This is a genomic window from Pseudomonas sp. F8002 (assembly GCF_013385495.1).
GTDB lineage: Bacteria > Pseudomonadota > Gammaproteobacteria > Pseudomonadales > Pseudomonadaceae > Aquipseudomonas.
The window spans coordinates 64,827-87,322 of sequence record NZ_JACAPW010000024.1; the positions used below are offsets into that span (position 1 = coordinate 64,827).

The window sequence follows — 22,496 nt, forward strand, 5'->3', positions numbered from 1 at the left end:
ACGACAGGCTATATTCAGTCGAGCCGTGCAACCATGCCCGGCATTGATATGCTTTTTCTCATCGCCTTCTGAAACGGATGCCTTCAACGTCATGAGCCAACTGCCCTTTCTGCCGTTCTCCAAGCCCACCATTGATGAAGCCACCATCTCGGCGGTTGGCGACGTACTGCGCTCCGGCTGGATCACCAGCGGGCCGAAAGTGCAGGCGTTCGAGGCGCAGTTGTCGGAATATTTTGGGGGGCGCCCGGTGCGTACCTTCAACTCGGGCACCTGCACCATGGAGATTGCCTTGCGCATCGCCGGTATCGGGCCTGGTGACGAAGTCATCACCACCCCGATTTCGTGGGTAGCCACGGCCAACGTGATTCTGGAAGTCGGTGCCACACCGGTGTTCGCCGACATCGACCCGGTGACCCGCAATATCGACCTGGCCAAGGTGGAAGCCGCGATCACACCGCGCACCAAGGCAATCATCCCGGTATACCTGGCGGGCCTGCCGTTGGACATGCCATTGCTCTACGCGCTGGCCAACAAGTACAACCTGCGCATCGTCGAAGATGCAGCCCAGGCCCTGGGTTCCAGCTGGGATGGCCAACGCATTGGCGCTACCGGCGATTTCGTATCGTTCAGCTTCCAGGCGAACAAGAACATCACCTCGTCCGAAGGCGGCTGCCTGGTATTGAACAACGCTGAAGAAGCGCGCCTGGCGGAAAAATATCGCCTGCAGGGCGTGACCCGCACCGGCTTCGATGGCCTCGACGTGGATGTGTTGGGCGGCAAGTTCAACATGACCGACATCGCAGCAGCCATCGGCCTGGGCCAGTTTGCCCATATCGAGAAGATCACTGCCCACCGCCAGGAACTGGCGCGTCACTATTTCGAATGCTTCGGCAGTGATTTTGAAGCGCAGTACGGTGCGCAATTGCCACCGGCAGACTTCGAAAACAGCAACTGGCACCTGTTCCAGCTGGTACTGCCGGAGCGTCAGGACGGCCTGCCCGCACGCGCCACGTTCATGGAGCAGATGCAGGCCCATGGCGTCGGCATTGGCTATCACTACCCGCCGATCCACCTGCTGAGCTTGTACAAGGCGCAGGGATTCAAGGAAGGCATGTTCCCGGTAGCGGAAAAAGTGGGGCGTTTGATTGTGTCGTTGCCGATGTTCACGGCGATGACGAAGGCGGATGTAGAGCGTTCGGTAGCGGCGGTAAAAGCAGTATTGAAACGCGGATAAAACCTTTGCGGGAGCCGGTTGCCGGCTCCCGCAGCGGGATCACTCGCCGATGGCAGCCTTGTAACCGGCAGCGTCCAGCAGCTTGTCCAGCTCAGCCGGGTTGCTTGGCTTGAGCTTGAAGATCCAGGCGCCGTAAGGGTCGGAGTTCAACAGTTCTGGCTCGCCGCTCAAGGCGTCGTTCACCGCGATCACTTCGCCAGCAATTGGCGAGTAGATATCCGAAGCGGCCTTAACGGATTCAACTACACCCGCCTGCTGAGTCGCTTCAAATACGTTACCGACTTCAGTCAACTCGACAAACACCACATCCCCCAATGCTTCCTGGGCATGGTCCGAGATCCCGACGGTCACGGTGCCGTCAGCTTCCAGACGGGCCCATTCGTGACTTTCGGCAAAACGCAGGTCGGCAGGGATATCGCTCATAGTCTGTGTCCTCAAGGAAAAATGTCAGCGGCCATTGGCCCGCCGGAAAAGTTAGATCAATGTTTTGCCATGGCGCACGAACGTCGGTTTGACCACCCGAACCGGGTACCACTTGCCGCGGATTTCCACCTCGGCCCGGTCAGCAGTCGCCGACGGCACACGCGCCAGGGCAATGGATTTGCTTAGCGTAGGAGAGAAACTACCACTGGTGATCTCTCCTTCGCCAACATTGGCGATACGAACCACCTGGTGAGCGCGTAAAACCCCGCGCTCTTCCAGCACCAGGCCGACCAGCTTGGACTTCACACCCGCAGCCTTTTCGGCTTCCAGGGCGGCGCGGCCGATGAAATCCCGCTCGGCCGGCTCCCAGGCGATGCTCCAGGCCATGTTGGCTGCCAGGGGCGAGACGTCCTGGTGAATATCCTGACCGTAAAGGTTCATGCCGGCCTCGAGGCGCAGCGTGTCGCGGGCGCCGAGGCCGATGGGCGAAATGCCTGCGCCTACCAGGTCGTTGAAGAACGCCGGGGCCTGATCGGCCGGCAGGACAATTTCAAGACCGTCTTCGCCGGTGTAACCGGTGCGCGCGATAAACCAGTCGCCGTCAGCCAGGCCTTCAAAGGGCTTAAGCTGATGGATCAGGGTGGCGCGGGACTGGGTCACCAGTTCAGCGATCTTTTGCCGGGCATGGGGGCCTTGAATGGCGAGCATGGCCAATTCGGGCCGCTCGCGGAGCTGGGCCTGATAGCTGCCGAGCCGAGCCTGCATCCAGGCCATGTCCTGGTCACGGGTGGCAGCGTTGACCACCAGCCGGTAACCGCCCTCGGTACGGTAGACGATCATGTCGTCCACCACGCCGCCCTGCTCGTTGAGCATGGCGCTGTATAACGCGCGGCCGCAGCCGTGCAATCGGTCAACATCATTGGCCAGCAAATGCTGGAGCCATTCCTTGGCCTGGGGGCCTGTGATATCGATCACGGTCATATGGGATACATCGAACACCCCGCAGTCGCGTCGCACCTGATGGTGCTCCTCAACCTGCGAGCCGTAGTGCAAAGGCATATCCCAACCGCCAAAATCGACCATTTTCGCGCCAAGGGCGAGATGCAGGTCATACAGAGGCGTGCGCTGTCCCATGGGTTTCTCCTTCCGGGCGTGGCGAAGGTGCGGACGGTCGCCGTTCGGGCCGCACGCCTTGAAATACAAGGCCTGTAGCCGCGTTCAGCAACCCGATCTGAAAGATCGACCGCACCGAATGCCGCGCATTGTAGCCTCAAGCCGTAGGACTGGCACCTAACCGATTCGTCGCGCCGAACGTCGGATCAACCCGATGACCGGTAACAGCCCCACCAATACCAGGGTCAGGGCCGGCAGCGAAGCCCGCGCCCACTCCCCTTCGCTGGTCATCTCGAAAATCCGCACCGCCAGCGTGTCCCAGCCGAACGGGCGCATCAGCAGGGTCGCCGGCATTTCCTTGAGCACATCGACAAACACCAGCAGCGCCGCGCTCAGGGTGCCCGGCAGCAAAAGTGGCAGATACACTTTGCAAAACAGTCGCGGCCCGCTGACCCCAAGACTGCGGGCGGCTTCCGGCAAGGACGGACGGATTCGCGCCAGGCTGTTTTCCAGCGGCCCGTAGGCCACCGCAATGAAGCGCACCAGATACGCCAGCAGCAAGGCCGACAAACTGCCCAGTAACAGCGGTTTGCCGGCGCCCCCCAGCCAGCCGGAGACCGGGATCACCAGTTCACGATCCAGGTAGCTGAACGCCAGCATGATCGACACCGCCAGTACCGAGCCGGGCAGCGCGTAGCCTACGTTGGCCAGGCTGATGCCGGAGCGGATGGCCCGGGTGGGCGCCAGGCGATGGGCGAACGCCAGCACCAGGGCCACGCTGACGGTGATCAGGGCAGCCATACCGCCCAGGTACAGGGTATGGACGATCAAACCGGCGTAGCGCTCGTCCAGGTCTAAACGGCCACGCTGCCAGAACCAGGCCACCAGTTGCAGCATCGGGATCACGAACGCGCAGGCGAACACCAATCCGCACCAACCACTGGCGGCCGCCGCCTTGAACCCGCGCAGATGGTAAAGCGCCTTGCCGCGAGGTCGCTCGTTGCTCGGCCGGCTGGCGCCCCGGGCACGGCGTTCGCCGTACAGCACCAGCATCACCACCAACAGCAACAGGCTGGCCAGTTGCGCGGCACTGGAGAGGCTGAAAAAGCCGTACCAGGTCTTGTAGATGGCGGTGGTAAAGGTGTCGAAGTTGAACACCGAGACGGCACCGAAATCCGCCAGGGTTTCCATCAGCGCGAGGGCCACGCCCGCACCGATGGCGGGACGCGCCATGGGCAGGGCCACCCGCCAGAACGCTTGCCACGGCGACTGCCCCAAGACACGCGCCGCTTCCATCAGGCCTTTGCCCTGGGCGAGAAACGCGGTGCGTGCCAGCAGATAAACATAGGGGTAGAACACCAGCACCAGCACGATGATCACACCGCTGGTCGAGCGCACACGCGGCAGGCGCAAGCCTGTGCCAAACCATTCGCGCAGCAGGGTTTGCACCGGGCCGGCGAAGTCCAGCAGGCCGACGAAGACGAAGGCGAGCACATAGGCGGGAATCGCGAAGGGCAGCATCAACGCCCAGTCCAGCCAGCGCCGGCCGGGAAACTCGCAGAGGCTGGTCAGCCAGGCCAGGCTGACGCCCAGCAGCGTAACGCCCACACCGACGCCCAGCACCAGGGTCAAGGTGTTGCCCAGCAGACGTGGCATCTGGGTTTCCCACAGGTGGGACCAGATTTGATGGTCGATGGTCTGCCACGACAGCAACAGCACGCTCAACGGCAGCAGCACCAGGGCGGCGACGGTGAAGACCGGCAGGTACCAGCGGCGTTGGGCGGGATGGGCCAAGGAACAGATCTCTGGGGATAATATTTTTAACTCGCCACAAAACAGTGTGGGAGCCGGGCTTGCCCGCGATGCACGCACCTCGGTGTGTCAGTCACACCGCGGTGATGCTATCGCAGGCAAGCCAGCTCCCACACTGTGTTGCGGTGTTTTTAAACGTGCACTTAGTTCCAGCCAGCGCGATCCATCAAGCGAATCGCCTCAGCCTGACGCTTGCCCGCCACTTCCACCGGCAATGTGTCAGCCACAAACTTGCCCCAGGTCGCGACTTCAGCCGACGGCGGCACCGCCGGGTTGGCCGGGAACTCCTGGTTCACATCCGCAAAGATCTTCTGCGCTTCCGGCGTGGTCATCCACTCCACCAGCGCCTTGGCTGCTTCCGGGTGCGGCGCATGCTTGGTCAGGCCGATGCCCGACAGGTTGACGTGCACCCCGCGGTCGCCCTGGTTCGGCCAGAACAACTTCACCGCCAGGTCCGGCTTCTGCTTGTGCAGGCGGCCGTAGTAGTAGGTGTTCACGATGCCCACGTCACACTGCCCGGCGTTGATCGCTTCCAGCACGGCAATGTCATCGGAGAACACGTCGGTGGACAGGTTGTTGACCCAGCCCTTGACGATTTCCTCGGTCTTGGCCGCGCCGTGGGTTTCGATCAGGGTGGCGGTCAGCGACTGGTTGTAGACCTTCTTCGCGGTGCGCAGGCACAGGCGGCCTTCCCACTGTTTGTCGGCCAGGGCTTCGTAGGTGGTCAGGTCGCCCGGTTTCACGCGATCGGTGGAGTAGGCGATGGTCCGCGCTCGCAGGCTCAGGCCGGTCCAGGCATGGGCCGAAGAACGGTATTGAAGGGGAATATTCTTGTCGATCACCGCAGAGGTGAACGGCTGCAGGATGCCCATCTGCTCGGCCTGCCAGAGGTTGCCGGCGTCGACGGTGAGCAGCAGGTCGGCGGTGGCGTTTTCACCTTCGGCCTTGATGCGCTGCATCAGCGGCGCTTCCTTGTCGGTGATGAACTTCACCTGCACGCCGGTCTTCTTGGTGTAGGCGTCGAACACCGGCTTGATCAGTTCGTCGATGCGCGAGGAGTAGACCACGACCTCATCGGCCGCCTGCACGGTGGTGCTGCCGATAAGAGTGAGTGCCAGGGCAGTCAGGAGGCGCTTGGGTGCCAACATGGGTGCGGTCTCTCATTTGCAAAAAGAGCGCAAATGATAAGGACTCACATTTGGTAACGCTCAACGGAGCCGTTACCAGATGTTGCACAGCACCCTCAGGCCTTGGCCAGCTCCGGCAAATCCCCGGTCAAACCCAATGCCTGACGCACAAACAACGCCTTGGCCTCCGGCATCTGCTCAACCACCTTCAGCCCTGCATTACGCAGCCAGCGCAACGGCAGTTGATCGGCCTGGAACAACCGCTCAAAGCCTTCCATCGCCGCCATCAGCGCCAGGTTGTGCGGCATGCGCCGACGCTCGTAACGGCTGAGCACCTTCACATCCGCCAGGCGCTCGCCGCGCTCGTTGGCCGCCAGCAGCACCTCGGCGAGCACCGCCGCATCGAGGAAGCCCAGGTTCACGCCCTGCCCCGCCAGCGGATGAATGACGTGGGCCGCGTCGCCAATCAATGCCAGGCCTTCGGCCACGTAACGTTTGGCGTGGCGCTGACGCAACGGCACGCACAGCCGTGGATCGGCGCTTATCACGCTGCCCAGGCGGCCTTCGAAGGCATTTTCAAGTTCACGGCAGAAGCTTTCATCGTCCAGCGCCATCAAGCGCTCGGACTCACTCGGGGTGGTCGACCAGACGATCGAACACCAGTCTTCCTGCCCGTCCCGCACCAGTGGCAGGAACGCCAGCGGGCCATTGTCGGTAAAACGCTGCCAGGCCGTCTTTTGATGCACCTGGCTGCTGCGCACACTGGTGACGATGGCGTTGTGCAAATAATCCCACTCACGGGTAGCGGTGCCGGTCAGGCGACGTACTGCCGAGTTGGCACCGTCCGCCGCGACCACCAGCGGCGCGCGCAAGGTGCGGCCATCGGCGAGGGTCAGCAGCCAGTCATCGCCGGAGCGGCGCATCTGTTCCAGGCGCGCATTGGCCAGCAGGCCGAGGTCGCAGTCGTGCAGGCGGTCGAGCAAGGCGTCCTGGACCACACGGTTTTCGACGATATGCCCCAGCACCTCGGCATGCACGCTGGCCGCCGAGAAGTGGATCTGCCCGGTGCCGCTGCCGTCCCACACCTGCATCTCGCCGTACGGGCTGGCACGTCGCTCGACAATCCCGTCCCACACGCCAAGGCGCTCGAGGATGCGCTGGCTGGCGGCCGACAAGGCGCTCACCCGCGGTTCGAACGCAGCATGAGGGTCGAACGGCTTGACGCTCAGCGGGCTGCCGTCGAGCAGCAGCACCTGCAGGCCACTGCCCTGCAACGCCAGCGCCAGGGCGCTTCCGACCATTCCGGCCCCGACAATCAGCACATCTGCGCGCATGTCCATGCTTTAAGCCTGTCTCGATTGCAGCTTGCGCCGCACGTAAAGGGTTTTGTCGACCCGCGCCACCAGGGTGCCGGAGCCGTCATGAATCTGTACCTTGAGCTGCGGTAAATACTTGTCGCCGCTGGCGGTGTGCTGGCGAATCTCGTCCAGCAACGCTTGGTCGATGGAAAATTCGGCGAACACCGGGCCTTTGCCCGGCGAGATAAAGTCGATAGCGGCAGCCTTGTCCCAGACAATGTAGTCGCGGCCCAGGTTCTCCATCAGCATCAGCATGTAGAACGGGTCGACCATCGAATACAGGCTGCCGCCAAACTGCGTGCCGACGTAGTTGCGGTTGTACCAGCCCAGGCCCATGCGCACCTTGACCTCGCGGAAATCGCTGCCGATGTGCAACACCCGAACTCCGGCCCCGAGGTACGGCGGGTACAGGGTCATGATCCAGCGCAACAGCCGCGCCTTGCCCAGGCGTCGGGTCAGCCACTCACGCATCGGGACGGGTGCCCAGGCCCATGGCCTGGCGCGCGAACCAGCGCTTGGCCGGCGGCAGCAAGTCGAGGCCCAGCAAGCCCATGTTGCGGCCCAGCGCGACCAACGGTTGCGCACTGCCAAACAGGCGGGTGACTTGATCGGAGAAGCCGACGGTGAGCTTCTGGTCCATGCGCTGACGCTCGCGGTACGCCTGCAGTGTCGCCAGGTCGCCCGGAATCGCCGGCCCGGCCAGCAGCGCCTCGGCCAACGCGTAGGCATCCCGCAGGGACAGGTTGAAGCCCTGACCGGCAATCGGGTGCAGGCTGTGGGCGGCATTGCCAAGTACGGCCAGATGAGAGCGCACTTGTTCTTCCGCTTCCACGAGCGTCAGCGGGTACAGGTGGCGCGCACCGACTTGCTTGAGGGTGCCCAGGCGGTAGCCGAACACGCCCTGCAGTTCACTCAGGAAGCTGCGTTCGTCCAGCTCGGCCAGGCGCTTGGCGTCCATGCCGATGCGGGTCCAGACCAGCGCGCAACGGTTGTCCGGCAACGGCAGCAAGGCCATCGGGCCTTCGTCGGTGAACCGCTCGAACGCCTCGCCGTTGTGGGCCTCGCTTGGGGTGATGTTGGCGATCAGCGCGCTCTGGTTGTACGGCCGCTTTTTAACGCCGATGCCCAGTTGCTCGCGCAAACCTGAGCGACCGCCATCGGCCAGCACCGCGAGGTCGCACTCCAGCACGGTTTCGTCATTGAGGTTCAGGCGGTAGCCATCGGCAAGCGGCTCCATGCGCGTAACTTCCGCCGGGCAACGCCAACTGACCACGTCCTTGTCCAGGCCTTGCCACAGGCATTGGCCCAGCCAGGCGTTTTCCACCACATAGCCAAGCGCCGGCACGCCCTCTTCCATGGCCGACAGGCGCGCGGTAGAGAAGCGGCCACGGTCCGACACATGAATCTGTTTGATCGGCTCGGCGCGGCGAGAGATTTCCTGCCACACGCCCAACCGTTGATAGATCTGCCGCGCGCCAAAGGACAGCGCTGAAGAACGCGCGTCATAGCTCGGCTGGTAGCTGTCGCCGGGGGCAAACGGCTCGATCAGCACGATCTTCCAGCCCCGGGCCTTGGCCCCGGCCTGCAAGGCCAATGCGAGGCTGGCACCCACCAGGCCGCCGCCGATAATCGCCAGGTTGACCCGGCTCATCGGGCGCTCGCCATCAATGCTTCGATCTCGGCGACGGACTTGGGCACGCCACCGGTCAGAATTTCACAGCCTTGCTTGGTCACCACCACGTCGTCCTCGATGCGTACGCCAATGCCACGCCATTTCTTCGCCACGTTCTGGTTGTCCGGCGAGATGTAAATCCCCGGCTCCACGGTCAGTGCCATGCCGACTTCCAGCACCCGCCACTCGCCGCCGACCTTGTATTCGCCGACATCGTGCACATCCATCCCCAGCCAGTGGCCGGCGCGGTGCATGTAGAAGGCTTTATAGGCTTCACTGGCGATCAGTTCGTCGACATCACCCTGCAACAATCCCAGCCTCACCAGCCCGGCAGTGATCACTTGCACCGTCGCCTCGTGGGCCTGGTTCCAATGCTTGTTCGGGGCGATTTCGGCAAAGGCGGCTTCCTGGGAAGCCAGCACGATTTCATAAATCGCCTTCTGCTCGGCGGAAAACTTGCCGCTCACCGGCCAGGTGCGGGTGATGTCGCTGGCGTAGCAGTCGATCTCGCAGCCGGCGTCGATCAGCACCAGGTCGCCGTCCTTGAGCACCGCGTCATTCTGCTGGTAATGCAGGATGCAGCTGTTGCGCCCCGAGGCGACGATGGAACCATAGGCCGGCATCTTCGCCCCGCCCTTGCGAAACTCGTAGTCGAGCTCCGCTTCCAGGCTGAACTCATGCAACCCGGCGCGGCTGGCCTGCATCGCCCGTACATGGGCCGCGCAGGAAATCCGTGCCGCCTCGCGCATCACCTTCACTTCTGCCGCCGATTTATACAGGCGCATGTCGTGAAGCAGATGATCCAGGGCAACAAATTCGTTCGGTGGCTGGGCGCCGAGGTGCGCTTTGGAGCGGATCACGTTGATCCACTCCATCAGGTGCCGGTCGAATTCGGCATTGCTGCCCATGGCCGAATACACCCGGTCGCGGCCTTCGATCAGGCCGGGCAGGATGTCGTCGATATCGGTAATCGGGAAGGCGTCATCGGCGCCAAAATCGCGAATCGCGCCTTCGGTGCCGGCCCGCAGGCCGTCCCACAGTTCGCGCTCGGCATTGCGTTCGCGGCAGAACAGCACGTACTCGCCGTGTTGGCGGCCAGGCATCAGCACGATCACCGCTTCCGGTTCCGGGAAGCCGCTCAGGTACTGGAAGTCGCTGTCCTGGCGGTAGACGTGCTCGACGTCACGGTTGCGGATGGCTACCGCGGCCGCCGGCAGGATGGCGATGCTGTTGGGTTCCATCTGCGCCATGAGCGCCTTGCGGCGCCGGGTGTATTCCGCTTTGGGGATATGGATCATGGGCAGATGGGCTTCCTTTCTTAGTGCAGCGACGGCTTGGGTGCAGCGGGCTCAGCCGATTTACGGGTCTCGGTGAACAGCAGCAGCGGCGCGACGCGCAGGTATTCCATGACTTCCATGTAGTCGCTTTCGCCGTCTTCGGACTCTTCCAGGGCGTCTTGCACCTGAGAGATGGCGGCCAGGTCCTGCAGCACTTCCTGGGCATCGGTGCTCAGGTCGAGGCCGCCGGCGTTCACGCCGAAACCGTGGAGGAAGCCTTGGCACCATTGGCCCAACGCGGCGGCGCGCTCGGTGAGCGGCGCGTCATCGGTAGGCAGCAGCAGGACGACGGTGACGTCATCACCGGTCAGCTCGCCTTTAACCATCTCTTGCAGGCCGATGAGCGCATTGCGCACGTTTTCGGTAGGCTCGGTTTCCAGCAGCTCGGCGACATCGGCCAGCCAGTTGTCGGCATCAAAGCCGACACCGGTGCAACTGCGGCCCAGCAGCACGCCGTGCAGTTCGGCAGGCGAGCAAGGATGACCGCTGGAACTCAGCAGTTTGGAAAAAGCATCGTACGGGGAGTTCTGAATGGGCATGGTGAGCTAGGCGCCAGACGGCGCAATGTCTAGAATGAAGCGCTGTATCCTAGCATCGGCAGACGTACCAAGACTATCGAGGGCGTCAGATCGTTTATCCAGCAGTTGCCATTCATCAGACAAAATCCAGTGGAACCCAATGGAAGACACCGACCTGCAAGCGCTGATGGCCAGACTCGAGCTGCTAATTAACCGGGTCGAGCAACTTAAGAGCCAAAACGGACTCCTATTAGCTCAGGAAAAGACCTGGCGCGAGGAACGCGCTCACCTCATTGAAAAAAACGAAATCGCCCGGCGTAAGGTCGAATCGATGATTTCGCGCCTGAAGGCCCTGGAGCAAGACTCATGAGTTCAAGCAATAGCGTCACCGTGCAGATTCTCGACAAAGAATATTCGATCATCTGCCCCCAGGAAGAACGCAGCAACCTGGTGAGCGCTGCCCGCTACCTGGACGGCAAGATGCGCGAAATCCGCAGCAGCGGCAAAGTCATCGGCGCCGATCGCATCGCCGTGATGGCCGCCCTGAACATTACCCACGATCTGCTGCATAAGCAGGAACGGCCTGACGTGCAGGCCAGCGGCTCGACGCGCGAGCAGGTGCGCGACCTGCTGGAGCGGGTCGATCTGGTACTTTCTACCGATCCAGAGCCACCCAAGGGCTGATTGCAGCGTCGGTTTCGGGTATACTCGCCCCACTCCCTGGCGTGCTTGCCAGTCGGCGATGTCCCTGAGCCGATTCGCACTACCCTGGAAGTTACACGTTGGGCTGGTGTGCATGTCCGCTAGACGGAAAGCCTTAAAGCCTACTGTTTCTTCCACCTTGAACTTTCGGGTTCAAGGGCTAAGTCGACAGCGGTTCTGTCGGGGAGCCTGATTCCCAAATCCAATGCCAGTCCCAGGACTGGCATTGTTTTATGAGCCGAAAACCATGACCGAACCTGCGCCGCTTTCACGCCCGCAACTTCGACGCATGCTGCGCAACGCCCGCCGCGCCCTGACGCCAAGCGAGCAACGCCAGGCCGCCCTGGGCCTGTATCGGCAACTGGCACAGCACCCGCTGTTTCGCCGGGCCAAACACATCTCCTTGTATCTACCGACGGACGGTGAAATCGATCCGCGCCTGCTGCTGCGCGCTGCACAGCGCCGGGGCAAGGCGACGTACCTGCCGGTGCTCAGTGCATGGCCGCGAACCAAGATGGTGTTCCAGCGAGTGCGCCCCGGCGAAAAGCTGAGGCCCAACCGTTTTCGCATCCTCGAGCCCCAGGTAAATGCCGGCCGGCAACGCAAGGTCTGGGCGCTGGACCTGGTGCTGCTGCCACTGGTTGGCTTTGATGATGAGGGCGGACGGTTGGGCATGGGCGGCGGGTTTTATGACCGCAGCCTGGCCTACATGGCCCGCCGGAAATCCTGGCGCAAGCCGACGCTGTTGGGCCTGGCCCATGAATGCCAGAAGGTCGAACGATTGGCACAGGCAAGCTGGGATGTACCGCTTGAGGGCACAGTCACCGATAAGGATTGGTATATAGCAGAGACGCTACTGGAATCAGCAGCGCCTTGAAGACGGGTCAGCGTTTGAACGGTTGCGGCTGTTGCTGTGCGAGTTCAATCGGTGCGTCAGTCTTGTTCGACCACAAGCTCTGCGCATAGCCGGTGGTCACAACGCCCAGGCCGAACAAAATAACCAAAATCCATAGTAAATCCGGTTTGCGTTTCATCGATTGCCCCCCTTCAGGCATCTTGCACACGATGACAGCAACGTTCCATTAGTAGTCCGTGCCAGCTGCGTCAAGCTCAAAACCCCGGCATTCTGCGTTAACGTGAACCAACACGCAAACCTTGACGCCAACCGACTGTCGGTTTGTCATAAAATTGCAGGACAACTTTCCCAATCGACTTTTGAGGAGCGAAAACATGGCCTATTGGCTGATGAAATCCGAGCCCGATGAACTGTCCATCAAGGGCCTGGAAAAGCTCGGCGAGGCCCGGTGGGACGGGGTGCGCAACTACCAGGCGCGGAACTTCCTGCGGGCGATGGCGGTGGGTGACCAGTTCTTCTTCTACCACTCCAGCTGCCCGGAACCGGGGATTGCCGGCATCGGTAAAATCGTCGAGGCAGCCTACCCGGACCCGACCGCGCTGGAGCCCGACAGTCATTATTTCGACGCCAAGGCCAGCCCTGAAAAAAACCCGTGGAGCGCGATCAATGTTGCCCACGTCGAGACCTTTGCGAAGGTCCTGGGGCTGGGCTATCTGAAACAGCAAACCGCCCTCGCCGAGTTGCCCCTGGTGCAAAAAGGCAGCCGCCTTTCGGTAATGCCGGTCACCGCCGAGCAATGGGCCGCCGTACTCGGCCTGCGCTGAAACAGCAGAACCCTGCGGTCACGCCCATGGCGCATGCATCTGCGCGCCAACCGGGTTAGGCTGGCGCTTCATTTGACCCGCATCAAGGGCCTCCGAGCAGGATCGGTCAAACTAGGACGCTAACGCCGCAGGATGCACCCATGTCGACGAACCACCGTACCTCCCATCTTTTCGCCATTCCATTGATTGTCTTGCTGCTGGCCGCCGGCGGCTTCGGCTATTGGCAATCCACCCAGGACCGCCTGCCCGAAGGCTTGAGCATGGGCAATGGCCGGCTGGAATCGACTGAAGTGCAGATCGCCGCCAAGATCCCCGGGCGCCTCGCCGAAGTGCGGGTGGACGAAGGCGACAAGGTGCTCAAGGGCCAACTGCTGGCGCGCATGGACACCCGCACCCTGGAAGCCCAGCGCGCCCAGGCCGAAGCTGAAGTGCTGCGGGCCAGGGAGAATTTCGCTGCTGCCGAAGCCAATGTGCAACTGCGCCGGAGCGAACAGCTGCTGGCCAGCCAGGAACTCAAGCGCACCCAGGAGCTGTACAAGCGCGGCTTCGCCAGCGGCCAGCTGATCGACCAGCAGCAGGCCCGGCAAAACACCGGCAACGCTGCCGTGGTCGCCGCCCAGGCCCAGGTCAATTCGGTAAAGGCCGCCATCGGCGCCGCCCAGGCCCAGGTCGCCCAGCTCACCAGTGAAATCGAAGACAGCAGCCTGCGGGCGCCTATCGACGGCATCATCCAGCTGCGCCTGGCCGAACCCGGCGAAGTGCTCGGCGCGGGTGGCCGCGTGTTACTGCTGATCGACCCCAACGACCAATACATGAACCTGTATCTGCCCGCTTCGGTAACCGGCGCCCTGACCGTCGGCAGTGAGGCGCGGATCGTCCTCGACGCCCTGCCGAAGCAACCGCTGCCGGCGAAAATCAGCTTCGTCGCCGCCAAGTCGCAGTTCACCCCCAAGGAAGTGGAAACCCGCGACGAACGCCAGAAGCTGGTGTTCCGGGTCAAGCTGCGCCTGACCCAACCAAGCGCCGTGCCCCAAGCCAAACCGGGCATGCCCGGCGCCGGCTATGTGCGCACCGCTGACCTGGACTGGCCGGCCAACCTGCAATGAACGGCCTGGCGCTGCACGCCACGGGGATCAACCATCGCTACGGCAAGCAACAGGCGCTGATCGACATCGCCTTCAGCCTGCCCGCCGGCACACGCTGCGGGTTGATCGGCCCGGACGGCGCCGGCAAGTCGAGCCTGCTGGGCTTGATCGCCGGGGTCAAAAAGCTTCAACAGGGCGAGCTGGAAGTACTCGGCGGCTCCATCGAAGACCGCCGCCACCGCAACAGCCTGTACCCGCGTATCGCCTTCATGCCTCAAGGCCTGGGCGGCAACCTTTACCCCGAGCTGTCCATCAGCGAAAACATCCGGTTCTTTGCCACGCTGTTCGGCCTGTCAAAAGCCGATTGCGACCAGCGCATGCACAACCTGCTGCTGGCCACCGACCTCGCACGCTTCGCCGAGCGACCTGCCGGCAAGCTCTCCGGCGGCATGAAGCAGAAACTCGGCCTGTGCTGTGCACTGATCCACGACCCGGACCTGTTGATCCTCGACGAACCCACCACCGGCGTCGACCCGCTGTCCCGTCGACGCTTCTGGGAACTGGTGGAAACCGTACGCAGCGAACGCCCGCAGCTCACACTGCTGGTGGCCACCGCCTACATGGAAGAAGCCGAGCAGTTTGAACACTGCCTGATGCTCGACCGCGGCAAGCTGATCGCCGACGGCCTGAGCAGCGAACTCGCCGCCGCGACGCCCAGCGGCAAACTGGACGAAGCCTTCACCCATTTCCAGGGCGACAGTGCCCATAACAACGAGCCGCTGGTGATTCCGCCCCGGCAAAGCGACAACACCGACATCGCCATCGAAGCCCACGACCTGACCCTGCGCTTCGGCGACTTCACGGCAGTCAACAAGGTCAGCTTCGCCATTGGCCGGGGCGAGATCTTTGGTTTCCTCGGCTCCAACGGCTGCGGCAAGACCACCACCATGAAAGTCCTCACCGGGTTGATGCCCGCCACCGAGGGCACCGCCACACTGCTGGGCAACCCGGTAAACGCCAAGGACCTGGCCACCCGCAAGCGCGTGGGTTTCATGTCGCAAAGCTTCTCGCTGTACGGCGAACTCAGCGTGCGCCAGAACCTGGTGCTGCATGCGCAGTTGTTCGACCTGCCCAAGGCCGAGAGCGGCCAGCGCATCGACGAGTTGATCAAGCGTTTTGACCTGGGCGACGTTGCCGAGCAGCCGTCCGGCGAGTTGCCGCTGGGCCTGCGCCAGCGCTTGTCCCTGGCGGTGGCGGTGCTGCACCGCCCGGAAGTGCTGATCCTCGATGAGCCGACCTCGGGCGTCGACCCGGCCGCGCGGGATGACTTCTGGCGGCTGCTGATCGAACTGTCCCGGGAACAGGGCGTGACGATCTTCCTGTCCACCCACTTCATGAACGAAGCCCAGCGCTGCGACCGCATCTCGCTGATGCACGCGGGCAAGGTGCTGGCCTGCGACACGCCGGACGCGCTGCAACAGCAGTTCCACGGCGAAACCCTGGAAGCGGCGTTCGTCACCTGCCTCGAACAGGCCCAAGGCGCGCCCGAAGCGGCCACCGCGCCCTCCGAAACCGTCAGCGAACCCATGGCCCCACCCGTCAGCAAACACGGGTTCAGCGTCGCCCGCCTGTTGGCCGTGGCCAGCCGCGAAGGCAAGGAACTGCTGCGGGACAAAGTGCGCATGGCCTTCGCCCTGTTGGGGGCGATTTTCATGATGGTGATCTTCGGCTACGGCATTTCCCTGGACGTGGAGAAACTCGCCTTCGCCGTATACGACCAGGATCAGACGCCGCAAAGCCGGGCCTACTTGGAAGCCTTTCGCAGTTCGCGCTATTTCGCCGAACAGTCGCCGATCACTGACTCCAACGAACTGCACAAACGCCTGCAGCGCTCGGAGATCAAACTGGCGCTGGAGATTCCGCCAGGGTTCGGCCGCGATCTCTACGCCGGCCGCCAACCCGCCGTGGCCGCCTGGCTCGATGGCGGCATGCCGTTCCGTGCGGAAACCAGCCGCAATTATGTCGAGGCCGTGCACCAGGCCAACCTCCAACAACTGGCCGAACTGAACAGCACACCACTGAATCAGCAAGCCGCCGCCAAACTGGAAACCCGCTTTCGCTACAACCAGGACGTGGTCAGCGTGAACGCTATCGGTCCCGGCGTGATGGCGCTGATCCTCGCGTTTATCCCGGCGATGCTCACGGCCCTGGGGATCGTGCGCGAGAAGGAACTGGGCTCCATCACCAACTTCTACGCCACACCCCTGACCCGCCTGGAATTCCTGTTGGGCAAACAGGCGCCGTACCTGGCCGTGAGCCTGATCAACCTGGGCCTGCTGGTGGCGATGAACCGCTGGCTGTTCGGCGTGCCGTTCAAGGGCAGCGGCGTGACCCTGGCTTTCGGCGGCCTGCTGTATGTGCTGGCCACCACCAGCATGGGCCTGCTGATTTCCGCGTTCACCCGCACCCAGATCGCAGCGATCCTCGGCACCATGATCATCACCAGCCTGCCGACCATCCAGTTCTCCGGGCTGATCGTGCCGCGCTCGTCCCTGGAAGGCGCCGCCGCGTTGATGGGCATGTTGTTCCCGGCGGGCTACTTCCTCGACATTGCGGTGGGCACCTTTACCAAGGCCCTGGACCTGCGTCAGCTATGGCCACAGTGCCTGGCGCTGTTCGGGTTTTTCCTGGGGTTCACCGGGCTGAGCCTGATCATGCTCAAGAAGCAGGAGGCCTGAGATGCACAAGTTCGCCCATATCCTGCGCCTCGGCATCAAGGAACTGACCAGCCTGCGCCACGACAGCGTGTTGCTGCTGTTCCTGTTCTACGCCTTTACCGTCGCCATCTATATGCCCGCCGCCGGCTCGGTGATCGGCGTGCACAACGCCAGCGTGGCCTTTGTGGATGAAGACCACAGCGCGCTTTCCCGGCAACTGGCCGAAGCACTGCAACCGCCGGAATTCCAGGCGGCGGTGCCGTTGCCGTACGACCAACTGGACAAGGTGATGGACAGCGGCCAGTACACCTTCGTGATCAACGTACCGGCGAATTTCCAGGCCGACCTGTTGGCCGGGCGCCAGCCGGGGGTGCAGGTCAACGTCGATGCCACGGCCATGAGCCAGGCATTCATGGGTGCCGGGTATATCGGGCGGATTTTCCAGCGGGAATTGCTGACCTATGGCGGCCAGGCCGATGCAGCTCAAAAGGCGCCGGCGCTGCTGACCACCCGGGCGCTGTTCAATACCAACCTGGAAGGCGGCTGGTTTCTGGCGGTGATCCAGATCGTCAACAACATCACCATCCTCGCCATTGTGCTGACCGGCACCGCGCTGCTGCGTGAGCGCGAACACGGCACCCTCGACCATTTGCTGGTGCTGCCGCTGACTGCGCTGGAAATCATGCTGGCGAAAATCTGGAGCAACATGCTGGTGGTGGTGCTGTGCACCTGGCTGTCGCTGGAAGTGGTGGTGAAAGGCTTGCTCGGCGTGCCGCTGGCCGGGTCGCTGACTTTGTTTTTGCTGGTGACGGCGCTGTATCTGTTTGCCAGTACTGCACTCGGCATCTTCCTCGCCACCCTCGCCCGCTCGACGCCGCAGTTTGGCCTGCTGGCGATCCCGGTGATTATCCCGATGCTGCTGTTGTCCGGCGGCAGCACGCCGCTGGACAGCATGCCGCAGTGGTTGCAATGGGTGATGCAGGGCTCGCCGTCGACGCACTTTGTGAGCCTGAGTGCGGCGATTCTGTTCCGGGATGCGGGTGTGAATGTGGTGTGGCCGGACTTGCTGGCGCTGGCGGGGATTGGGTTGCTGTTCTTTGCGGTGGCGTTGGCGCGGTTCAGGAAGAGCCTGGCTTCCTGAGGTGTCTGTCAGGGCCTCTTCGCGAGCAAGCCCGCTCCCACACTTGACCGAGTTCTAACATGAGAATGCGGTTAAATGTGGGAGCGGGCTTGCTCGCGAAGGGCGCGAAGCGACCGGCTTACTGGATGATCAGGTTGTTGAACAACAGATCCTCAACCTGCGGCTTGCCGGTTTCGTCGTTCATCACTTGCTGGGTCTGCTTCAGGGCTTCCTGGCGCAGTTTTTCCTTCCCATCAACGCTGCTCATGGTGTCGTTGGTCTGCTGGGTAAACAGCGCCACCAACTGGTTGCGGATCAGCGCGTCGTTGGCTTTCACGGCAGCGGCTGCCTCGGGACCGGTAACCCGCAGGGCGATATCCGCCTTGAACACCCGCAGCTTCGCGGTGCCATCCAGGCCGTAGTTACCGACAAACGGCGGGCTCAGGCTGATATAGCTGACCTTCGGCGCTTCGCCTTCTTTGGCTTCTTCGGCCAGGGCTGCCGTCGGCAGTGTCAGGGCCAGCATCAACAGGATCCACGCTTTCACAGTTCATTCCTCAATTCGGTTGCCCAGTAGCATAACGCTAGCAGCCCTGAGCACAAGCTTATGGCGACTTATCAGGCCGGGGCATGCTCGTTGACCCGTCGCCCTGCCCACCTACACTTATCGGCCAACACGCCAAAAGGAATAGTCCGATGAAAGCTGTGCTGTGCAAAGCCTTCGGCCCCGCCGAAAACCTGGTGCTGGAAGACGTCGAAAGCCCGGCGATCAAGAAGAACGAAATCCTGTTGGACGTGCATGCGGCCGGGGTCAATTTCCCGGACACCCTGATCATCGAGGGCAAGTACCAGTTCAAGCCGCCCTTCCCGTTTTCGCCGGGCGGTGAAGCGGCAGGCGTGATCAGCCAAGTCGGTGAGAACGTCAGCCACCTGAAGGTCGGTGACCGGGTGATGGCCCTGACCGGCTGGGGCAGCTTCGCCGAGCAGGTCGCGGTGCCGGGCTACAACGTGCTGCCGATCCCGCCGAGCATGGACTTCAACACCGCCGCCGCCTTCAGCATGACCTACGGCACGTCGATGCACGCCCTGAAGCAACGGGCCAACCTGCAACCCGGGGAAACCCTGCTGGTGCTCGGTGCCTCCGGCGGCGTCGGCCTGGCTGCGGTGGAAATCGGCAAGGCCATGGGCGCCCGGGTGATCGCCGCGGCCAGCAGCGCCGACAAGCTGGCGGTGGCCAAGGCTGCCGGTGCCGATGAGTTGATCAACTACAGCGAAGCCAGCCTCAAGGACGAGATCAAACGCCTTACCGGCGGCAATGGCGTGGATGTGATCTACGATCCGGTGGGCGGCGACCTGTTTGACCAGGCCATTCGCGGCATCGCCTGGAATGGCCGGCTGCTGGTGGTGGGCTTTGCCAGCGGGCGCATTCCCGAGCTGCCGGTGAACCTGGCGCTGCTCAAGGGTGCAGCGGTGGTCGGGGTGTTCTGGGGGTCGTTCGCCCAGCGCCAGCCGCAGGACAATGCCGCCAACTTCCAGCAACTGTTCGGCTGGTTCGCCGAGGGCAAGTTGAAGCCGCTGGTGTCCCAGGTGTACCCGCTGGAGCAGGCGGCGCAGGCGATCAACGACCTCGGCCAGCGCAAGGCTGTGGGCAAGGTCGTGGTGCAGCTACGCTGACTATTGTTTCATTTTGTCCGCGGAGTGCCTGGGCCCATGATCGGCCGAGGCACTCACTCACTGGCAGGAATGAATAATGGTCACACCGCTGCGCGCGCTGTTTCTGGGGTTGTTGATGATGGTGTCGGCTCACGCCTTTGCCCATAAAGAGGGCAAGGATGTACGCGGGCTGAACAACGTGACGGTGCTGATCGTGCGCCATGCGGAAAAACCCGATGAAGGTCCGTTGCTGAGCCCCAAGGGCGAACAGCGGGCGGCGGCCTACGCCAGCTATTTCGACCCACTGCTGTTGAACGGCATCTCCGTGGTGCCCCAGCGGCTGATCGCTACCAGCGACAGCAAGGAAAGCTCTCGCCCGCGCCTGACCCTGACACCCCTGGCCCAGCGCCTGCAGCTCCCGCTTGAAACCCCCTACTCAGACGATCAAGTCGGCAAGCTGGTGAAGTCCCTGCGCAAGTCCAACCAGGCGCAGACCGTGTTGATCGCCTGGCATCACGGGCATATCGACAAGTTGATCGAGGCCTTCGGCGGTGACGGCGCGGCGCTGACCGGCATGAAGAAATGGCCGGAAAATGTGTATGACTGGCTGATCGTGTTGCGCTTCGACGACCAGGGTCAACTGGTGGAATCCCGCAGCCAGAAGATCCAGGAACACCTGCTTCCAGGTGATATCGCAGCCGCCAACGGCAACTGAACCGAATCACTGCCTGTGGTGAGGGAGCTTGCTCCCTCACCCCAGCTTCTTGGCATCCCCTCCTGAAAACGTCCCTCACTTGCCTCTAAGCGACATGTTCGTAAAAGAACATGCAATTGCACTCAATTCCTATGCCCGCAGATAAGAGGCGGTGCTATTTTCGGTAACGAAACTGTAACATTCGCATCCGCAGTCAAAACAAGAAATCTGGAGCTCTTGAATGTTTGCTTTCTTCCGTCCTGCCGCACATCAGGCGCCCCTGCCTGAAGAAAAAATAGACAGCACGTACCGACGCCTGCGCTGGCAGATCTTCGCCGGTATTTTCTTCGGTTACGCCGGGTACTACCTGCTGCGCAAGAACTTCTCCCTGGCCATGCCGTACCTGATCGACGAGGGTTACACCCGTGGCCAGCTGGGCCTGGCAATGTCGGCGATCGCAATTGCCTACGGCCTGTCCAAGTTCCTCATGGGCCTGGTGTCCGACCGCTCCAACCCGCGCTACTTCCTGCCCTTCGGCCTGTTGGTGTCCGCCGGGGTGATGTTCATTTTCGGTTTCGCACCTTGGGCTACCTCCAGCGTGACCATGATGTTCATTCTGCTGTTCATCAACGGCTGGGCCCAGGGCATGGGCTGGCCGCCAAGTGGGCGGACCATGGTGCACTGGTGGTCGCAGAAGGAACGTGGCGGTGTGGTTTCCGTATGGAACGTGGCGCATAACGTCGGCGGCGGCTTGATCGGCCCGCTGTTCCTGCTGGGCATGGCCTGGTTCAACGACTGGCACGCGGCGTTCTACGTCCCGGCCACCGTGGCCCTGCTGGTGGCGGCGTTTGCCTTCATCACCATGCGCGACACCCCGCAATCGGTGGGCCTGCCGCCCATCGAGCAATACAAGAACGATTACCCGGAAGGCTACGACGCCAGCCACGAGGACGAATTCAGCGCCAAGGAAATCTTCGTCAAGTACGTACTGCGCAACAAAATGCTCTGGTACATCGCCTTCGCCAACGTCTTCGTCTACCTGCTGCGCTACGGCGTGCTGGACTGGGCGCCGACGTACCTCAAGGAAGCCAAGCACTTCGACGTGGATAAAACCTCGTGGGCGTACTTCTTCTACGAGTGGGCGGGCATTCCGGGCACGCTGCTGTGCGGCTGGATGTCAGACAAGATCTTCCGTGGCAACCGTGGCCTGACCGGCATTGTGTTCATGGGCCTGGTCACCGTGGCGACCCTGGTTTACTGGCTTAACCCGCCGGGCAACCCGATGATCGACATGATCGCGCTGTTCTCCATCGGCTTCCTGATCTACGGTCCGGTGATGCTGATCGGCCTGCAGGCGCTGGAACTGGCACCGAAAAAAGCCGCCGGTACCGCAGCGGGCTTTACGGGCTTGTTCGGTTACCTGGGTGGTTCAGTGGCAGCGAGTGCGGCCATGGGCTACACCGTTGACCATTTCGGCTGGGACGGTGGTTTCGTATTGCTGATCGGCGCGTGCCTGCTGGCCATCGCGTTCCTGATCCCCACCTTGTGGCACACCAATAGCGTCAGTGCCGCACGTTAATCGTCGGAACAGCCTTTGGAACACCGCTTGAGCCGCGCCTCCAGATTCTTGTCTGGCATGGCGTGGCTACGCAGGGCGTTGACGGTCTGCTCGACATAATCGCGCGTAGTGCCGTAACGCCCGCAAGCGCTTTGCAATACGTGATTCAGCACGATGTCGGGCAAATTGCCGGCATAACTGGGCAGGTGCCGCTCCAGAACAAATCCCAATGCCTGCACCTGGCTGCCATCTTCCAGACGACAGCTGAGCCAGTGCGGCCGGTACGAGGGATACGGCATCTCGCGCTGCCACAGGGCATACAGCGAGGCCTCCAGTTGATCTTCCGGCAAGCGGTAGGCAAACCCGCTGCACGAGCCGCCGCGATCCAGGCCAAACACCAACCCCGGTATTTCCGGCGTGCCCCGGTGCTCATGGGACCACAGGTACAAGCCCCGGTGATAACCGTGGACCCGCGCCCGCATCCGCTGTGTCGACGAACATTCAGGCCGCCAGATCAGCGAACCGTAAGCGAATAGCCAGACCGGCCCACCCTTGTGCAGCGCCATGGTGGCTTGCATCGAGCTCATCAACTGTTCGTGAGTGAGTTGCGGCCCCAGATCGAGCCGCGGAGGGTAAGCCAATTGCAAAAGATCAGATTCAATGGCGGTCATGGCAGATCGCTTAGGTCTCCTT

The 22,496-nt window shown here is 62.4% G+C and carries 23 protein-coding genes and 1 other RNA gene; 12 read left to right on the forward strand and 12 right to left on the reverse strand.

Annotation, left to right across the window (positions count from 1 at the left end):
• Positions 1–91: 91 nt before the first annotated feature.
• Positions 92–1,234, forward strand: coding sequence for a DegT/DnrJ/EryC1/StrS aminotransferase family protein (locus HX811_RS18195; protein WP_003213934.1), 1,143 nt, complete (start codon positions 92–94; stop codon positions 1,232–1,234).
• Between the two features lie 39 nt (positions 1,235–1,273).
• Here the strand turns inward: HX811_RS18195 and gcvH are convergent, their stop codons facing one another.
• The 9 genes from gcvH to HX811_RS18240 form a co-directional block, all read right to left on the reverse strand.
• A complete protein-coding gene (gcvH, locus tag HX811_RS18200) occupies positions 1,274–1,657 on the reverse strand; it encodes a glycine cleavage system protein GcvH (protein ID WP_017476603.1) in 384 nt (127 codons plus the stop codon).
• Between the two features lie 51 nt (positions 1,658–1,708).
• Positions 1,709–2,791, reverse strand: a complete 1,083-nt coding sequence (gene gcvT / locus HX811_RS18205) for a glycine cleavage system aminomethyltransferase GcvT (protein WP_003213938.1) — start codon at positions 2,789–2,791, stop codon at positions 1,709–1,711.
• A 156-nt stretch (positions 2,792–2,947) separates the two neighbouring features.
• Complete coding sequence (locus HX811_RS18210; RefSeq protein WP_177046789.1) at positions 2,948–4,564, reverse strand: iron ABC transporter permease; 1,617 nt, start codon at positions 4,562–4,564, stop codon at positions 2,948–2,950.
• A 161-nt stretch (positions 4,565–4,725) separates the two neighbouring features.
• Positions 4,726–5,730: an extracellular solute-binding protein gene (locus HX811_RS18215; protein ID WP_008438892.1), complete on the reverse strand. Its 1,005-nt coding sequence runs from the start codon at positions 5,728–5,730 to the stop codon at positions 4,726–4,728.
• 95 nt (positions 5,731–5,825) lie between these two features.
• Positions 5,826–7,043, reverse strand: a complete 1,218-nt coding sequence (locus HX811_RS18220; RefSeq protein ID WP_162835188.1) for a 2-octaprenyl-3-methyl-6-methoxy-1,4-benzoquinol hydroxylase — start codon at positions 7,041–7,043, stop codon at positions 5,826–5,828.
• Between the two features lie 9 nt (positions 7,044–7,052).
• Positions 7,053–7,538, reverse strand: a complete 486-nt coding sequence (locus tag HX811_RS18225; protein ID WP_003213946.1) for a DUF4442 domain-containing protein — start codon at positions 7,536–7,538, stop codon at positions 7,053–7,055.
• Positions 7,531–8,718 (reverse strand): 2-octaprenyl-6-methoxyphenyl hydroxylase, encoded by a 1,188-nt coding sequence (ubiH, locus tag HX811_RS18230; RefSeq protein ID WP_177046790.1) that lies wholly within the window; start codon positions 8,716–8,718, stop codon positions 7,531–7,533. Before ubiH ends, HX811_RS18225 begins: the two co-directional genes overlap by 8 nt.
• Entirely contained in the window at positions 8,715–10,037 is a 1,323-nt protein-coding gene (gene pepP, locus HX811_RS18235) for a Xaa-Pro aminopeptidase (RefSeq protein ID WP_102604084.1), read from the reverse strand. The genes ubiH and pepP overlap by 4 nt, the downstream gene beginning before the upstream one ends.
• 20 nt (positions 10,038–10,057) lie before the next feature.
• Entirely contained in the window at positions 10,058–10,615 is a 558-nt protein-coding gene (locus tag HX811_RS18240) for a YecA family protein (RefSeq protein ID WP_003213952.1), read from the reverse strand.
• A gap of 139 nt (positions 10,616–10,754) precedes the next feature.
• Between HX811_RS18240 and HX811_RS18245 the strand changes: the two genes are divergently transcribed.
• From HX811_RS18245 to HX811_RS18260, 4 genes are all read left to right on the forward strand, one after another.
• Positions 10,755–10,964, forward strand: coding sequence for a TIGR02449 family protein (locus tag HX811_RS18245; protein ID WP_003213954.1), 210 nt, complete (start codon positions 10,755–10,757; stop codon positions 10,962–10,964).
• Positions 10,961–11,278: a cell division protein ZapA gene (locus tag HX811_RS18250; protein WP_003213956.1), complete on the forward strand. Its 318-nt coding sequence runs from the start codon at positions 10,961–10,963 to the stop codon at positions 11,276–11,278. Before HX811_RS18245 ends, HX811_RS18250 begins: the two co-directional genes overlap by 4 nt.
• 30 nt (positions 11,279–11,308) lie before the next feature.
• Positions 11,309–11,487, forward strand: a non-coding RNA gene (ssrS, locus tag HX811_RS18255) — 6S RNA.
• A 56-nt stretch (positions 11,488–11,543) separates the two neighbouring features.
• Positions 11,544–12,173 (forward strand): 5-formyltetrahydrofolate cyclo-ligase, encoded by a 630-nt coding sequence (locus HX811_RS18260; protein WP_177046792.1) that lies wholly within the window; start codon positions 11,544–11,546, stop codon positions 12,171–12,173.
• Between the two features lie 7 nt (positions 12,174–12,180).
• Here the strand turns inward: HX811_RS18260 and HX811_RS18265 are convergent, their stop codons facing one another.
• Positions 12,181–12,330, reverse strand: a complete 150-nt coding sequence (locus tag HX811_RS18265; RefSeq protein WP_003213959.1) for a hypothetical protein — start codon at positions 12,328–12,330, stop codon at positions 12,181–12,183.
• A gap of 196 nt (positions 12,331–12,526) precedes the next feature.
• On the opposite strand from HX811_RS18265, the gene HX811_RS18270 reads away from it, so the two are divergent.
• The 4 genes from HX811_RS18270 to HX811_RS18285 all read left to right on the forward strand — a co-directional run bounded on the left by HX811_RS18270 (position 12,527) and on the right by HX811_RS18285 (position 17,919).
• Positions 12,527–12,976: an EVE domain-containing protein gene (locus HX811_RS18270; protein ID WP_003213961.1), complete on the forward strand. Its 450-nt coding sequence runs from the start codon at positions 12,527–12,529 to the stop codon at positions 12,974–12,976.
• Positions 12,977–13,116: 140 nt separating this feature from the next.
• Positions 13,117–14,082, forward strand: coding sequence for an HlyD family secretion protein (locus HX811_RS18275; protein WP_003213963.1), 966 nt, complete (start codon positions 13,117–13,119; stop codon positions 14,080–14,082).
• On the forward strand, positions 14,079–16,799 hold the full coding sequence (gene rbbA, locus HX811_RS18280) for a ribosome-associated ATPase/putative transporter RbbA (protein WP_177046794.1): 2,721 nt from the start codon (positions 14,079–14,081) through the stop codon (positions 16,797–16,799). Before HX811_RS18275 ends, rbbA begins: the two co-directional genes overlap by 4 nt.
• A 1-nt stretch (position 16,800) precedes the next feature.
• On the forward strand, positions 16,801–17,919 hold the full coding sequence (locus HX811_RS18285) for an ABC transporter permease (protein ID WP_177046796.1): 1,119 nt from the start codon (positions 16,801–16,803) through the stop codon (positions 17,917–17,919).
• Positions 17,920–18,037: 118 nt separating this feature from the next.
• Here the strand turns inward: HX811_RS18285 and HX811_RS18290 are convergent, their stop codons facing one another.
• Positions 18,038–18,445, reverse strand: coding sequence for a flagellar basal body-associated protein FliL (locus HX811_RS18290; RefSeq protein WP_003213967.1), 408 nt, complete (start codon positions 18,443–18,445; stop codon positions 18,038–18,040).
• A gap of 149 nt (positions 18,446–18,594) precedes the next feature.
• Between HX811_RS18290 and HX811_RS18295 the strand changes: the two genes are divergently transcribed.
• The 3 genes from HX811_RS18295 to glpT all read left to right on the forward strand — a co-directional run bounded on the left by HX811_RS18295 (position 18,595) and on the right by glpT (position 21,824).
• The gene (locus HX811_RS18295) at positions 18,595–19,572 is read left to right on the forward strand and encodes an NADPH:quinone oxidoreductase family protein (protein WP_003213968.1); all 978 of its coding nucleotides are present in this window, start codon (positions 18,595–18,597) and stop codon (positions 19,570–19,572) included.
• Positions 19,573–19,648: 76 nt separating this feature from the next.
• Positions 19,649–20,266 carry a flagellar basal body-associated protein FliL gene (locus HX811_RS18300; RefSeq protein ID WP_008438881.1) on the forward strand — a complete coding sequence of 206 codons (618 nt, stop codon included), beginning with the start codon at positions 19,649–19,651 and terminating at the stop codon, positions 20,264–20,266.
• A 220-nt stretch (positions 20,267–20,486) separates the two neighbouring features.
• The gene (gene glpT, locus HX811_RS18305) at positions 20,487–21,824 is read left to right on the forward strand and encodes a glycerol-3-phosphate transporter (protein WP_003213972.1); all 1,338 of its coding nucleotides are present in this window, start codon (positions 20,487–20,489) and stop codon (positions 21,822–21,824) included.
• On the opposite strand, the gene HX811_RS18310 is transcribed toward glpT, so the two are convergent.
• On the reverse strand, positions 21,821–22,474 hold the full coding sequence (locus HX811_RS18310; RefSeq protein ID WP_003213974.1) for a gamma-glutamylcyclotransferase: 654 nt from the start codon (positions 22,472–22,474) through the stop codon (positions 21,821–21,823). The genes glpT and HX811_RS18310 overlap by 4 nt on opposite strands.
• Positions 22,475–22,496 lie beyond the last annotated feature (22 nt).